The following is a 15,284-nucleotide window of genomic DNA, read 5'->3' on the forward strand; positions in this document are numbered from 1 at the left end:
CTGTGTTACACCTGCGGGAAAATCAGCTCCAGAGCCTGAATCGAATCTTCCCAGTCGGCACGTTCAAATATGCCTTGTTGCAAAAATGCCTCCAGCTGCGGCCACAGGCTAATCGCTTTGTCGAGCATGGGATCGCTACCTTTGGCATACGCCCCCACGCTCACCAGGTCGCGGTTGCGCTGGAAGCTGGAGAGCAGTTGTTTGAAGTTACGCACGCGGGCGTAGTGCTTCTCGGTAATCAGCGCCGTCATTGCGCGGCTGATGGATGCTTCAATATCAATGGCCGGATAGTGTCCGGCTTCGGCCAGGCGACGCGATAACACAATATGACCGTCGAGGATCGCACGCGCAGAGTCGGCAATCGGGTCCTGCTGGTCGTCGCCTTCGGTCAGCACCGTATAAAACGCGGTAATGGAGCCACCGCCGCTAATGCCGTTCCCTGCGCGTTCAACCAGTGCCGGGAGTTTGGCAAAGACCGACGGCGGATAGCCTTTGGTGGCCGGTGGCTCACCGATGGCCAGCGCGATTTCACGCTGCGCCATCGCGTAACGGGTCAGGGAGTCCATGATCAGCAGCACGTGCTGGCCGCGGTCACGGAAATCTTCGGCGATGCGGGTGGCATATGCGGCACCCTGCATACGCAGCAACGGGGAGACATCCGCCGGGGCGGCGATGACCACCGAACGGGCGCGGCCTTCCGCACCCAGAATGTTTTCAATGAAGTCTTTAACTTCGCGGCCACGTTCACCGATCAGCCCCACGACGATCACATCGGCCTGGGTGTAACGGGCCATCATGCCGAGCAGGACCGATTTACCCACCCCTGAACCGGCGAACAGCCCCATACGCTGGCCGCGACCGACGGTCAGCAGGGCGTTGATCGGGCGCACGCCGGTATCAAGAACATGTTCGATCGGGGTACGCTGCAGGGGGTTAAACGGTTGGGTGATCAGCGCGCCGGTTTCGGTGGTGTCCGGGGCGGGAAGGCCGTCGAGCGGTTTACCGCTGCCGTCCAGCACGCGGCCCAGCAGGGCAGGGCCGAGCGGGAGCTGCTTACCGCTTTGCAGACCATCGCCGATGATGTTTTTTGCATAGACGCGCGCGCCGGGCAGAATGCCTTCCACCTCTTCAAGCGGCATCAGGAAAAGACGCTGGCCGTTAAAGCCCACCACTTCGCTTTCCACTTCTCGCGTTTCCTGCCCATCCTGACGCTCGATCACGCAGGTGGCCCCCAGAGGCAGCTGCAGGCCGGTGGCTTCCAGCACCAGACCGGTGGCGCGGGTCAGGCGCCCATAACGACGAACAGATGGCAGTTGCGCCATCTTCGTTTCAAAGTTATCGAGCGTGTTGAGCCAGCGAGTGAGGCGTGCGGTCATCAGACGACTCCCGGAGCCGCCAGGCGGCACAGTTCCTGCCAGCGGGTGGCGACGCTGGCATCCAGATCGCCTTCATCGGCGGAGACTTTGCATCCGCCGTGATGTAACGACGGGTCACCGCGCAGACGCCAGCCGTGCAGGCTCAGCGTGGCACCGAGACTCTCTTCCACGCGCTGGAGATCGTCCGGATGAACGCGCAGTTGCGGTTTCCCGCTGAACAACGGCTCTTGCTGCAGCAGGCCCTGAATTTGTTTGATCAGCGCTGAATTATCGACCGCCGGGGTCTGACCAATCACCTGACGGGCCGCTTCCAGCGCCATCTGCATCAACCGGGAAGCAATCACACTGTCCAACGCATCCAGGGTGTGCTGGAACTCGCTGACCAGTTGCTGCATACGGGCATGGAGAGGCGCCTGCTGCTGGCGCGCCTGCTCAATACCCTGTTCTAACCCTTTCGCCAGACCTTCCTGATAACCCTGGTCATGGCCCTTCTGTCGGCCTTCGTTCAGACCTGCATTAAAACCCTGCTCATGCGCCTGCATTTGTAACTGCGCCAGCATCTGCGTGCGCTGTTCTTCTTCGCTCAGTTCAGGCGCCTCGACGTCGGTGTCGCCCTCCTCGGGCGACGCTACGACAGCCGGGGTGAATTCAGAGAGGGCAGGGGCCAGATCGTCAGGCGTCCAGCGCTTCCACGGTAGCTCATTAGACATAGGTGTCGTCTCCGCTGCCAATTACCATCTCGCCGGTTTCTGCCAGACGACGAACGATGAGCAGGATCGCTTTCTGTTCGTTTTCCACCTGAGACAGACGCACCGGGCCACGGTTGGCAAGGTCGTCGCGCAGGATATCTGCCGCACGCTGGGACATGTTGCGCAGGAACTTCTCGCGCAGCGGCTGTTCGGCACCTTTGAGGGCGATAAGCAGCGACTCGGAGTCCACTTCCTGGAGCAGGCGCTGGATGCTGCGGTCGTCCACTTCGACCAGGTTTTCGAACAGGAACATCTCGTCGATAATTTTCTGCGCCAGCTCGCCGTCGAATTCGCGAACCGCCGTAATAACGGCTTCTTCCTGCTGCGTTTTCATCAGGTTGATGATTTCCGCTGCCGTTCTCACGCCGCCCATTTTGCTGCGCTTGAGGTTCTGGCCGTCGAGCAGGTTGTTCAGCACTTCGGTCAGCTCCGCCAGCGCCGCTGGCTGGACACCGCCGAAGGTGGCGATACGCAGCATCACATCGTGACGCAGGCGCTCTTCGAACAGCGCCAGAATATCGGCCGCCTGACCACGTTTGAGGTGAACCAGGATGGTGGCGATAATCTGCGGGTGCTCGTCGCGAATAAGGTCTGCGGCACTCTGCGGCTCCATAAAGTTGAGCGTTTCGATCCCGCTGGCGGTATCGCGCGTTTCGAGAATGTCCTCCAGCAGGCTGGCGGCACGCTCTTCGCCCAGCGCCTTAACCAGCACGGAGCGCAGATAGTCGTTGGCGTTGACGTTGAGCGCTGCAAACTGTTCGGCTTCCTGCTCAAACTCCGACAACACTTCGGTCAGCTGTTTGTTGGAGATCTGACGCACGTTGGCCATGGCCGCACTCAGAATTTGTACTTCTCGCTGGGAGAGGTGTTTAAACACCTCAGCCGCACGATCTTCGCCAATGGTCATCAACAGGATGACGCTTTTATCGGTGCCCGTAAGCGTATTACTCATGTTCGTTACCCATCCACTGGCGGATGACCAGCGCCACGACGCGCGGATCGTTATCTGACATTTCGCGAATGCGCTGGCTCATGACCTCAGCCCCCATGCGCTGGTTAGCACGACGCTGCTGCATCTGTTCGTCTTTGCTGAGGCGGACTTCAACCGCTTCTTCCACTTCCTGACGCGCGTTCATCTGTTCGCGAGCTGCTTTCTCGGCTTCTGCACGACGCTGCAACTGAGGACGAACGCCCTTACGCCACAGCAGCCAGGCGACAATCAGCACCAGCAACCAGCGGCCCGCAGACATCAGCTGATCGATAAACGCCTGCTGTTGCCAGAACGGCAGCTCACCGCCGGTCTCATCTACCGGGTTAAACGGTGAATTCACCACGTTGAGGCTATCGCCACGCTTCTCGGAGTAACCCATCGCTTCACGGGTCAGGTCTTCGATCTGCTTCATCTGCTCTGCCGTCAGCGGCAGCGGTTTGCCATTCGGCAGCGTTTTGTAGTTCACCACGACGGCCACCGACAGACGCTGAATATCACCTACGTTCAGTTTCGTGTGGCGGATAGTCCGATCCACTTCGTAGTTGGTGGTTTCGTTACGGCTGCTGGTACGTGGACCGGCATTGCTGGCCGTCGAGGTTGTGGTCTGCTGATTTTGCTGACCGTTCTGCTGATTAGCCGGCGGCGTGGAAATAGGGGCCGCGTTAGCCGGGGCAGGCTGGTTAGAGAGTGCGCCCGGCACGCCGCCTGGGTATGCACCGCCAACCTGTTCGTTTTCGTTAACCTGGCGAGAGCGCATCACTGCCTGAGCCGGATCGCCGTTCGGGCGGTACTGCTCTTCGGTCTGTTCTTTATTAGAGAAGTCGATCTGCGCGGTAACCTGGGCATGGACGTTGCTGTTACCCACAACCGGGCCGAGGATCGCTTCGATGCGGCGCTGGAGGCGCGCTTCCACATCGGCGGCATATTTCAGCTGCGCGTCATTCAGATCGCGCCCGGCGGTATTGCTTTGGGTCAGCAGGTGACCACTCTGGTCAACCAGCGTGACGTTACCCGGCGGTAAACCGGCGACGGCGCTGGAAACTAAATGTGTAACCGCGCTGATTTGCCCTTCATCCAGCGCCCGGCCGGGTTCAAGGTTGACGGTGACGGAAGCCGACGGGGATTTCTGTTCGCGGACAAACAGGGACGGTTTAGGCATGGCAAGGTGCACGCGGGCGCTCTTCACCGGGCCTAATGTTTCAATCGTGCGGGCCAGTTCACCTTCCAGCGCACGCTGGTAGTTCACCTGCTCGCTGAACTGGCTGATACCGAACTTTTCCTGATCCAGCAGTTCAAAACCCACCGCGCCGCCCTTCGGCAGGCCCTGCTGCGCCAGACGCAGACGGAGTTCATGGACTTTATCTGCCGGTACCTCAAGCGCACCCCCGTTATCGGCGAAGCGATAAGGGATGTTCATTTGAGTCAGTTGGGTGACGATGGCGCCGCCATCCTGATCGGAAAGGTTGCTGTAAAGCGTGCGGTAATCAGGACTTTTCGCCCACAACACCATCGCTACAAGGATCGCAATTGCGGCAGCGCCTGCCACGATCAACGGGATTTTAGGATTCGCGCGAAGGCGGTTCATCCACTCGAGTGATTTATTCTGCGGCGCTGTCGATGCTGCTGCACTCATTGCGCACCTCTTAAATCCTGGTGGTTTACGTTATTCGTGTAGAGAAACAAAACTGACTCCCGGGTCGGCAAACACGACAAAAGTTCCATATTGATGGCCCAGCCATTATTTGATGATTCGTGATTTTCTATGGGCCAAATAACCTGGTTTTTTATCGCTATTTACCGCCATTATCTTATTGACAAGCTGTTAGTCTTGACCGCGTAAAAAACCATCCAGGGGAGAGTCATGGCTATACAGGGTATTGAAGGGGTTATCAGTCAGCTGCAGGCAACCGCGATGACGGCCCGTAATCAGAATGTGGCAGAACAGCAGCCGACCATCAGCTTTGCCGGGCAACTGCATGCTGCGCTCGACCGTATCAGCGATACCCAGACCGCTGCGCGTACCCAGGCCGAGAAGTTCACCCTCGGTGAACCTGGCGTGGCGCTGAACGATGTGATGACCGATTTGCAAAAAGCCTCGGTCTCTCTGCAGATGGGGATCCAGGTGCGTAATAAGCTGGTGTCTGCGTATCAGGAAGTGATGGGGATGCAGGTCTAAGACCTGGACGATCTTCGCTGGCAGCCTTAGCGCTTTAATGCCACAATATTTTTTTCTTCGAATGCAGGAAAGATGATGAAAAAAATAGCAATTGCTGGCGCGCTGCTGGCACTCACCGGGTGCGTACAGGTTGATAGCTACAAGGATGTGATCAAACATCCTGTTCCGGCACATCTGGCGGGATACTGGCAGTCAAAAGGGCCGCAGAGCAAAATGGTCAGCCCGGAGGCGATTGCCACGCTGGTGGTGACGGAGGAGGGCGATACGCTGGACTGCCGTCAATGGCAGCGCGTAATTGCCGTGCCGGGTAAAATCATGCTGCGTTCAGACAGCTATTACAACGTAACCAGCAAGCTGGATATCTACCCGCTGGAGCGCGATGGCTCGGTGCTGGAGTATGATGGCATGGAGCTGCAGAAGGTCGATCGCCCAACGGTGGAGTGTGCCGATTACCTGAGCAAAAATCCGCTGGAAAGTAAGCTACCGTAGCTGTTAGTTGCCGGGTGGCGCTGACGCTTACCCGGCCTACGGGACGGGGCTTTTGTAGGCCGGGTAAGGCGAAGCCGCCACCCGGCATTGTTTCTACAATGCATCCTCAATCACCCACACGCTCACGCTTCCGCCTTTGCAGGTAAATGTCCCTTCGCCATCCGCTGCGGTGGTGACCGTTTCTTCACGATTGCCGAGAAAATTACGCCAGGTTTTGTTGCCGTAGTTTTCCCCAAGGCAAATCACCTTCTCGCCATCATCACCGTTGGACATCACCACCACGCAACCGGGATCCTCTTCCGTGCCACTGCGGCTGAATGCGATGCAGTTAGGGTGGTCAAAAAACAGTGTCTGCACGCCGTGGGCAAAGCGCTGACGGGCGAGGATCAGCTCGTGCAGTTGCTCAATCACCGGCATATCAATGTGGTAGGTTTCACCGTCTCCCCCGGTATCGTCATAGCTGGCGCCAAAGAGATCGGGATAAAACACGCTCGGCACGCCATTTTCCCGCAGCAGGATCAGAGCGTAAGCCAGCGGTTTAAACCAGGCTTCCACCGGGGCTTCAAGCGCCTGCAACGGCTGGGTGTCATGGTTGGCAACCAGCGTCACCGCATGGAACGGATCGGCCTCCACCAGCGTGCCGGTGAAAATCTGGCTCATGTCGTAGTCCCGCCCCTGACGCGAGGCCTCGTGAAATTTCATCTGCAGGGGGGCATCAAACAGCATCGTTTTACCCTCGACCTGGTTAATATACGCCTGCAGTTTATCCACCTCGTGCGACCAGTATTCCGCGACGATAAACAGCGGTTGCGTTGCCACTTCCTGGACGTGTTCAATCCACTCCTTATAGAACCAGGCGGGGATGTGTTTGACCGCATCCAGGCGGAATCCGTCGCAGCCGGTTTGTTCCATGACCCAGCGCGCCCAGTACTTGATCTCCTCCGTCACGGCATGGTTACGGAAATCGATATTTTCGCCCATCAGATAGTCGAAATTACCCATTTCGTCATCGACCTGATCGTTCCAGCCTTCGCCGGTGTAGTCATTGACGATTTTGAAGATGCCATCCTCATCGGGGTTTTCGATGTGGTCGATGCCGCTAAAGCATTTGTAATCCCAGACGAACTGCGAATACTGTCCGGCGCGGGCAGGGAAGGTGTAGCGGGTCCAGGCTTCGCACTCGATGATCTCATCATCGATTTGCGTGCGGTCCTGTTCGTTCACGCGCTGAACGCGAACGTGCTCTTTCTCATCGGCGCCCATTTTGTGGTTAACCACCACATCCAGCAGCACCGCGATGTTATTGCTTTTGAGCGCATCAATGGCTTCCAGAAGCTGGGCTTTATCACCGTATTTGGTGGCAACACTGCCTTTCTGGTCAAACTCGCCGAGATCAAACAGATCGTAAGAATCATACCCGACCGAGTAACCGCCCGATGCGCCTTTATAGGCTGGCGGCAGCCAGATCATATTGATGCCGATTTCGTTAAGATTGGGGGCTAATGCCGTGACCTCTCGCCACAATTCACCGCCTGCAGGGTAATACCAGTGAAAGGATTGTAACAGGGTGGGGTTTTTCATCGTCCGTGCTCCAGAAGCCGTTTGGCTGACTTCTGGAGTATGGATGAAGAAATCATAATTGTGTGTCGCGGGTCAAACTTTCTGGATAAAGAATATTCCCTGACAGCTTTCCATAGGTTGATGTGATGGATTGCTGTTTACCGGTTTGATCAATGAGGCTGCGCAGTTCGTCCATGCGGGACTGAAGCAGTGCTTTAAGTTCATTCTCATTTTCGAGGATCTTTTTTAACAGGAAACGCGCTTGCTCTACTTGAGCAGGAGAGCACGACGTAATGGGATTACTGGAAATACTTTCTACCAGTTGAACGTAATGCATCTCTTGCTCAATGAGCTCATCCCACTTACCGGTATGAGCAAGATTTAGCATCGTTATGCTTTGAGCATGTAAAGCGTGCCAGTGACTAAGCGCTGCGCTGGGCATATTCATCAAAATTATCCTGAGATAGAGGACGCATTGGGGCCAATTTGCTTCCACGCATCCGCAATATTGTTTAAAAGGTTTTCAACCTCTACAATTGCCTCAACGTCGTTATGCAAATTCGCAATTAATAACCGTCGAACCATATATTCGTATAAAGACGCCAGATTAATTGACAGTTCTCCTCCAGCCTCCACGTTCAGCGCTGCTTTCAATCCGTTGTCGATGATATTGATTGCTTTTGAAAGCGCCTGGCCTTTCTCTGCAAGCTGTCCTGCATCAAGAAACAAGCGCGCTCGGATAAGGGCGCTGTGCGCCCCATCAAAGAGCATGACAATCAACTGGTGAGGGCTGGCATTCATCACCGCGCTTTCCACTCCTATATTTTGATAGGACTGGACACCAGAGGTGTTATACATACTTACTCCTACATTTATGATGATTTAGTGAACTGCTGAGTCAGATAGTTCGCTGTATTGGTCATTTTCGTCACCAGTACGTCCAACTGGGTAAACTGGGCTTTGTATCGCGCCATAGTTGCATCGATAGACGCTTCCATATCATCGTAGCGTTCACTCAGACTCTTCAGTGTTTTATTGATACCGTCTTTGGCATTCTGGATGACCCCGGTTTTACCGACGCTGGTGCTCAGCATAGAATCCAGCGTGCTGCTCATTTTAGTGGCCAGCCCGGTGGTTGTTCCATCACCGATAAAGTATTGCTGTACACCGGCAGGGTTGTCTGTTAGTGCCTTTTTCAGTTTATCATTATCAATTTTCAGGTTACCCATAGTGCCATCGCTACCTTTCGCCGGGTCCTGAGTAATACCTAACTGCGCCATAATCTGTACGGAGCCGCTTTGAATATCCGTCAACATGCTACGAAGCTGCGCCTGGATGCTACGGACATTACCGTCACCCACTAATGCCCCGTTGCTGGCGGACTGATCTTCACCCGCGTCTACAGCCACATACTTGGTGACGCTGTTGATGGTGGACTGTAGCGAGTTATACGCCGTTACCCAGTCAGAGATCGCTTTCTGATTTGCATCGGTTGCACGCGTAATATCCAGCGTTTCGTCTGCTTTACTCTCCGCTTTGACCGTAAACGTCACGCCCGGCAGCGCATCAGAAATCGTGTTGCTCTGACGCTCGATGGTAATGTCATTCACCACCATGATTGCATTTTGTGCTTTCGTCTGTACGGTTAGTGCACCCGTAGCGCTTGCAGAGTCATACCCGATCGCTGCCTGTAAGGTATTGTCGCCGGTGACATTAATGGTCATCTGACCGTCGGTACCCGTTGATTTCGAAGTCAGCAACAGACGGTAGTCGCCATCTTTAGCTTTAATGACACTGGCGGTGACGTTGCCGTTCGCTTTGTTAATCGCGCTAGCGATGCCGCTCAGAGACGTGTCTGCGTCAGAGAGCTCAACTTCCAGCGGCTTTTTCGTACCTGGCTGGGTAATCGTAATGGTACGTTTAGCACCGGTTACTTCACCCAATTTTTCAGTATTACTTGAAATAGAGCCGCTGGTCAGGACCTGCGCTTTGGCCATTTGGTTCACGTTGACCGTGAACGTGCCGGTAGAAGCCTCAGTCGAAGTTGTCGCCGTGAACGCGGTATTCGTACTGCTGACAGACGTGGAGTTCCAGGTCGCAGGTTTTGCCAGTGCTGCCGTCGCAGTTTGTAGGTTTGTCATGGCGCTCTGCAGCTTGCCGTACGCACTTAATTGCGCATTGTAGGTCGTCTGCTGCGTTGTAATGGTTTTCAGCTTCGTTCTTTCTGCTGTATCTAACTGATTATACAGGTCCCCGAGTCCTGCTGAGCCTATCCCGAGGTTAGTGATAGTAGCCATATCTGTTTTCCTTAAATGCGGTGGTAGAACAGGACTCTTTATCGGCGCATTGGTGGAAAAGTTTACGCCAGAGACAAAAAAATAATCCCTGGAATAGCCACCAGAGGCGGGGGCTTATAGCTGGATTACACCTTGAGGTAAATAAAAGGGCAACTTACGCCCATGAACGAGAAGTGTTAAACAAGCACTGACAGGGCAGAGGATTTGCTTTTGGGATGCGTCACTGCAAAGCAGGTTTGATATATAAACGCATATAAATCAATGAAATAATTTTTTTTTGAAATTGATTCTAAAGTCTTTTTGGGATGCGTCGATAACCTTGTTGACGGTGAGAGACGCCGTGAGTGTTAGGCACCGAAACCTAAACCCATTTTTGAAGGAAATAAAATTATGGCAGTTATCAATACTAACCTGTTGTCCCTGACTACTCAGAACAACCTGAACAAATCTCAGTCTTCCCTGGGTACTGCGATCGAGCGTCTGTCCTCTGGTCTGCGTATCAACAGTGCAAAAGATGACGCTGCTGGCCAGGCAATTGCTAACCGTATGACTGCACAGGTTAAAGGACTGACTCAGGCTGCACGTAACGCTAACGACGGTATCTCTGTTGCACAGACTACCGAAGGCGCACTGAACGAAATCAACACCAACTTACAGCGTATTCGTGAACTGACCGTACAGGCTCAGAACGGTACTAACTCTGCTGATGACCTGGTTTCCATCAACAACGAAGTTGTTGATCGTATGAAAGAGATCAACCGTGTTGCTAGCCAGACTAGCTTTAACGGTGTGAAAGTCCTGTCTACTGCTCAGACCCTGAACATCCAGGTTGGCGCGAACGATTCCGAAACTATCGGCATTTCCCTGAAGAAAATTGACTCTTCTACTCTGTTCGCCGGCAACGCCAAAATGTCTGGTATCACCGAAGGTTCTACCGGTAAAGCTTCCGTTGGTATCCTGGCAACTTACTCCCCTGCTAGCGGTGCTACCGCTGCAACTGCGACCGTTGCTTCAGGTCTGCTGGCTGAAATTGACAAAGCGATCTCTGACGTTGACTCACTGCGTTCAAGCCTGGGTGCGAGCCAGAACCGTTTCGAATCTACCGTTAACAACCTGAACAGCACCGTGACCAACATCACCGCTGCGAAGAGCCGCATTGAAGATGCTGACTACGCGACCGAAGTATCCAACATGAGCCGCGCGCAGATCCTGCAGCAGGCTGGTACTTCTGTACTGTCTCAGGCTAACCAGGTTCCTCAGACCGTTCTGTCCCTGCTGCGTTAATCGCTCAGTTACAATCTGTCTAATTAAGCTAAAAAATAACGGGTATTTCACCCGTTATTTTCTTTTGTGCTTTTTATACTGAACGCCCAATCTCAGCCAGACGGTTTAACCTGGATTAATGTGCCTTTATGAAAAAATCACCCGCCACGTCTTTCCCAAATAGTAAACAGGCTATTAATAATTTGCTTAATGAGAAGATGCGTCTTGCTGTGGACTGGTTAACTACCAGCCCACAAGATTCTCTTGCTCTGGTAAATGAGCTAATGGTGAACAATAAGGATAATATCCTACTACTGGTCATCGCTGGACGCGCTCATCAGAGACTGGGGCAGTTTTTCCAGGCGGGTGAATGTATTGATAATGCATTGAAAATTGACAGAACTAATGTCGAAGCCATCTATGCTAAATCAGATTTATTATACCGCAGCGATCGTTTGTCGGAAGCAGAAGAATATCTAACGGATGCGATTTCTCGTATAGACAACAGTGCCGCCAGGCCGCTGCGTCTGCTTCACGCTACCGTTCTGCAGAAAGCAAAAAAGTATGAAGAGGCGCAGGCGCTTTATAAGCAGTTAACCGCTGAAATGCCAGCTAACTGGCTCTATTGGAATAATCTCGGGATGGTCCAACAAGACTTGAGCCAGTTCAACGAGATGGATGAGGCGTACCAGCACAGCTGTGAAGTCTCAAAAGACAACCCTACGCCCTATTTTAACCGTATCGTTGGTGCCCACTATAATCCGGAGCGCAGTGCCGAAGACATTCTTGAATTGTGTAAAAACTGGCAGGAAAAGTTCCCCCCGCGCTCGGCTAAGCGTGCGGTTGCCAAAAATAAAGCATTAGATAAATGCCTGCGTATTGGTCTTGTTTCGGATGGTCTGCGCTTACATCCGGTCGGGCAGATGATTGTGATGGGGTTAGAGCACGTTCCTGCCTCCCAGATTGAATTCTACGCCTACAGCACCAACTACCAGGAAGATCACCTGACCCATCGCCTGAAGCGCATGTGCGCGAACTGGCGGGTCGTTGAGCATATTGGCGCCACCGAACTTGATAAGATTATCCGCGAAGACGAGATTGATATTCTGTTTGACCTATGCGGATACAACGCTAACAGCCGTATGCAAACCTTCCAGCTGCAGCCTGCGCCTATTCAAATCAAGTGGGTAGGAGGGTTAATCAGCAGCACTGGGCTGGTCGGCATGGACTATCTGCTTAGCGACGCCATCGAAACGCCGGAGTGGGCGGATTCACTGTATACCGAAAAGTTGATCCGTATGCCGGATGACTATATCTGCTACGATCCGCCGTTCTACCTCCCGGCGGTCAGCGAAATGCCTGTTAAAACCAAAGGCTACTTCACCTTTGGCTGTTTTAATAACGCCTCTAAAATCAATGCGTTTTTATTAAACCAGTGGGCGGTGCTTTTGCACTGCGTGCCGGATTCTAGGCTTTTCCTGAAAAGCTTTAACTTTGATAACGAGAACTTAAAAGAGCGTGTATTAACGACCCTTGAAGGTCACGGCATCGCGCGCAAACGCGTGCGTATCGAAGGGATGGCACCGCATCAGGAGCTACTGGCCTGCTATAACGAGGTAGATATTGCCCTCGATCCCTGGCCGTACTCCGGTGGGCTGACCACCTGTGAAGCTCTGGCGATGGGGGTGCCTGTCGTGACCTTGCCGGGCCCGACCTTTGCCGGTCGTCACTCCGCCTCTCACTTGGTTAACGCGGGCCTGCAGGAGCTGGTGGCAAGAGACTGGCAGAACTTTATCGATATTACCGTCGGCCTGACCCAGGACTTAAAAAGCCTGGAGATTATTCGCGGCAATATGCGCGAGATTTTACTGGCCTCGCCGGTATGCGACGGCCAGCGCTTTGCAAAACATTTCTCGCAGGCTATGCGCGCCGTCTGGCAGCGTTATTGTGAAGGTAAAATGCCCGAGGCACTGACCCTGCGCCACGACGCGGCACCTTATTTCCTGGATGATACCCAGCCGGTCGAACTGAAGATGCCGGCAGAGGTTGACGTTGCAGCGAAACGAATCGAAAGTGAAGGCTTCTCCTTCGAGCTGGCGGGTAAGGTCATCACCATGGACTTTGGAGGCAGCTTCACAACGGGTAAAAAATTTGTCAGCCTGACCGAGTTGGACTCATTCTACTTTATCATTATGGATACCCTCGGGATCGTCGAAGATAAACATCTGCCGCCGCGCAAAAAATCAATGCAGCACATCAAACTGCACACCTTAGGCAACGGCGAACTCACGCCGGTGTATATGTGTATGGATAATCAGCTAAGCAGTACGCTAAAACCTCTGAATACAATGAACGCCGCTGGTGCAGAAGTTCTCGTCGAGCTGAAATCACAGTCATCTCAGCTTGATAATATACATGGGCTGGAAAAGGTCGATCTGCTGGTGCTGGATAATAAATTTGATCTGGCACCCGTCTTCCAGTATGGGTCGCGCATTCTGCAGGAGTGTCTGACCGTTGAAGTCAAAATTACCTTTGCGAATACCCATCAGGGCCAGATGTCCTTGGACGCGATTGGCAGCGTACTCGCGCACTCTGGCTTTATCTTCCACAGCTTTACGGACGTTGAGTACGGTGCGCCAAAAGTTATTGCTAACGCTGAGCCTATGGCCTCAACACACATGGTGTCGGCGAAAGCGATATTTATTCCGGGCGAGCACAAGCTGTGCAATCTCAGTAGTGCGCAGCATGAAAAATTAGCCTTTATTATGCATGTGGTTTATGGCCTGCATGACGTTGCGGCCACACTGTTGCAGGCACATTCGTCTGGGCGTGCAGAGGCCTATATTAATGAGATTCTATTACCCCACCAGCAAACTACTGCAAAACAACGGAAACACGGTTTACCGCAAAAGCTTGTTATCAGCTTAACTTCCTGGCATAAGCGTTTTGCTACGCTGCATTACACACTGCAATGTTTATTGAAACAAACCGTTAAAGCGGATCGTATTATTTTGTGGCTTGCCGAGTCGGAGCGCCATCTCGTTCCACAAAGCGTACTAGCCTTTGCTGCGAAGGGCATAGAGATAAAGTTTTGCGAAGATATTCGCTCTTACAAGAAAATTGTCCCGACGTTAATCGAGGAACCGAATGCTTTCATCGTGACAGCCGATGATGACTTAGCCTATCAGCCGGAATGGCTGGAAAAACTTATAGCTGGTTGGGACGGGGATTATAAAACGGTGGTTGCGCACCGGGCACATAAAATCCGCCTTGGTAGCGATAAAACCCCCGTTCCTTACAAAGAGTGGAAATGGAATTACTCAGTCACCACAGATCTTTCTAATCTTATTTTCCCGACCACAGGCTTCGGCGCACTTTATCCGCCGAAGTGTTTCCACGCTGATGTGCTTAAAAAAGAGATTTTTGAACATTTATCACCAGGAGCTGATGATGTCTGGCTGTTCTGGATGTGTCGTATGAACGGGGTAAAATTTAATGTTGTTCCTGAGCATATGATATCTGAGGAATGGAACGGAACCTCGGAAGTTGGCCTGTGGCAGAATAACTTGCTGCAAGGTGAGAACGACAAGTATATTAAAAACATGATTGCCCATTATGGATTTGCGCCGGAAGCAAAAGCGGTTATTGATCGTCTGGTGACTAAGGCTGCCCCTAACAGCGCCTCTCAGAATGAATCTCTGGTCTTCCGCCAGTCGGGCCAGTGCTGGGACGATCGTTACCGCTTAAAAGGCAACTCCGGAGCGGGCTCTTACGGTCGACTGGCTGACTTTAAGGCCGAGGTTATTAATGCGTTCGTGAAAGAGGAGAAGGTGAAGTCTGTGATGGAGTTCGGTTGCGGTGATGGTAACCAGTTATCCCTCGCTGACTATCCTCGCTATACTGGCTTCGATATCTCTGACCATGCGATACAACTCTGCCAGAACAGGTTTTGCAATGACCCGACAAAAGATTTTTATCCGGTAGATTACTGGACAGGGCAGCAGGCGGAATTAACCCTCTCCTTGGACGTGATATATCATCTTATTGAAGATGAAATCTTTGAAAAATATATGCAGATGCTTTTCTCTGCCGCATCGAAATTTGTCATCGTTTATGCTTCGAATAATGAGGAATTCAACGTGTCCATCTCGAGATATGCCCCGCACGTCTATCATCGAAAATTCACGGATTGGGTCGTAAAAAACAGAGGCGAATCTTGGGTTTTACATAAGTACATACCCAATAAATATCAGTTTGACGCTAACGATCAAAACAACACGTCGTTTGCTGATTTTTATATTTTCTGTAGAGTTGATAGCTGAGACGTTGTGTTAGCGCATTTAACAGGACTGTTAAATGCGCTGCTATGTGTTTTTAGTGTTC

Annotated in this window: 12 protein-coding genes; 4 read left to right on the forward strand and 8 right to left on the reverse strand. The window is 52.8% G+C overall.

Annotated elements, in window-relative coordinates; translation table 11 throughout:
• Positions 1-5 precede the first annotated feature (5 nt).
• Genes fliI through fliF form a run of 4 tightly spaced genes read right to left on the reverse strand, consistent with a single transcriptional unit; the run spans position 6 to position 4,749 of the window.
• Entirely contained in the window at positions 6-1,376 is a 1,371-nt protein-coding gene (gene fliI / locus PUZ33_RS10575; RefSeq protein WP_013097732.1) for a flagellar protein export ATPase FliI, read from the reverse strand.
• The gene (fliH, locus tag PUZ33_RS10580) at positions 1,376-2,086 is read right to left on the reverse strand and encodes a flagellar assembly protein FliH (RefSeq protein WP_013097731.1); all 711 of its coding nucleotides are present in this window, start codon (positions 2,084-2,086) and stop codon (positions 1,376-1,378) included. The genes fliI and fliH overlap by 1 nt, the downstream gene beginning before the upstream one ends.
• Positions 2,079-3,077, reverse strand: coding sequence for a flagellar motor switch protein FliG (fliG, locus tag PUZ33_RS10585; protein WP_008500327.1), 999 nt, complete (start codon positions 3,075-3,077; stop codon positions 2,079-2,081). Before fliG ends, fliH begins: the two co-directional genes overlap by 8 nt.
• Positions 3,070-4,749 carry a flagellar basal-body MS-ring/collar protein FliF gene (gene fliF / locus PUZ33_RS10590; RefSeq protein ID WP_023619799.1) on the reverse strand — a complete coding sequence of 560 codons (1,680 nt, stop codon included), beginning with the start codon at positions 4,747-4,749 and terminating at the stop codon, positions 3,070-3,072. Before fliF ends, fliG begins: the two co-directional genes overlap by 8 nt.
• A gap of 228 nt (positions 4,750-4,977) precedes the next feature.
• Between fliF and fliE the strand changes: the two genes are divergently transcribed.
• Together fliE and yedD are read left to right on the forward strand one after the other, a co-directional pair.
• Positions 4,978-5,292, forward strand: a complete 315-nt coding sequence (gene fliE, locus PUZ33_RS10595) for a flagellar hook-basal body complex protein FliE (RefSeq protein ID WP_013097729.1) — start codon at positions 4,978-4,980, stop codon at positions 5,290-5,292.
• A gap of 75 nt (positions 5,293-5,367) precedes the next feature.
• Complete coding sequence (gene yedD / locus PUZ33_RS10600; RefSeq protein WP_013096004.1) at positions 5,368-5,781, forward strand: lipoprotein YedD; 414 nt, start codon at positions 5,368-5,370, stop codon at positions 5,779-5,781.
• Between the two features lie 93 nt (positions 5,782-5,874).
• On the opposite strand, the gene amyA is transcribed toward yedD, so the two are convergent.
• From amyA to fliD, 4 genes are read right to left on the reverse strand one after another with little or no spacing between them, the layout of a single operon-like run.
• Complete coding sequence (gene amyA, locus PUZ33_RS10605) at positions 5,875-7,362, reverse strand: alpha-amylase (RefSeq protein ID WP_058681656.1); 1,488 nt, start codon at positions 7,360-7,362, stop codon at positions 5,875-5,877.
• Positions 7,363-7,414: 52 nt separating this feature from the next.
• Positions 7,415-7,789, reverse strand: a complete 375-nt coding sequence (gene fliT / locus PUZ33_RS10610; protein WP_058681655.1) for a flagella biosynthesis regulatory protein FliT — start codon at positions 7,787-7,789, stop codon at positions 7,415-7,417.
• A 5-nt stretch (positions 7,790-7,794) separates the two neighbouring features.
• Complete coding sequence (fliS, locus tag PUZ33_RS10615) at positions 7,795-8,199, reverse strand: flagellar export chaperone FliS (RefSeq protein WP_045292524.1); 405 nt, start codon at positions 8,197-8,199, stop codon at positions 7,795-7,797.
• 14 nt (positions 8,200-8,213) lie between these two features.
• A complete protein-coding gene (gene fliD, locus PUZ33_RS10620; RefSeq protein WP_045292522.1) occupies positions 8,214-9,638 on the reverse strand; it encodes a flagellar filament capping protein FliD in 1,425 nt (474 codons plus the stop codon).
• 390 nt (positions 9,639-10,028) lie between these two features.
• Here fliD and PUZ33_RS10625 point away from each other — a divergent pair, with 390 nt between their 5' ends.
• Both PUZ33_RS10625 and PUZ33_RS10630 read left to right on the forward strand, forming a co-directional pair.
• A complete protein-coding gene (locus tag PUZ33_RS10625) occupies positions 10,029-10,922 on the forward strand; it encodes a flagellin N-terminal helical domain-containing protein (RefSeq protein ID WP_045292520.1) in 894 nt (297 codons plus the stop codon).
• A 128-nt stretch (positions 10,923-11,050) separates the two neighbouring features.
• Entirely contained in the window at positions 11,051-15,223 is a 4,173-nt protein-coding gene (locus PUZ33_RS10630) for an O-linked N-acetylglucosamine transferase family protein (RefSeq protein WP_274205315.1), read from the forward strand.
• Positions 15,224-15,284 lie beyond the last annotated feature (61 nt).

The organism is Enterobacter cloacae complex sp. 2022EL-00981 (genome assembly GCF_028737495.1).
In the GTDB taxonomy this organism is placed as follows: domain Bacteria; phylum Pseudomonadota; class Gammaproteobacteria; order Enterobacterales; family Enterobacteriaceae; genus Enterobacter; species Enterobacter cloacae.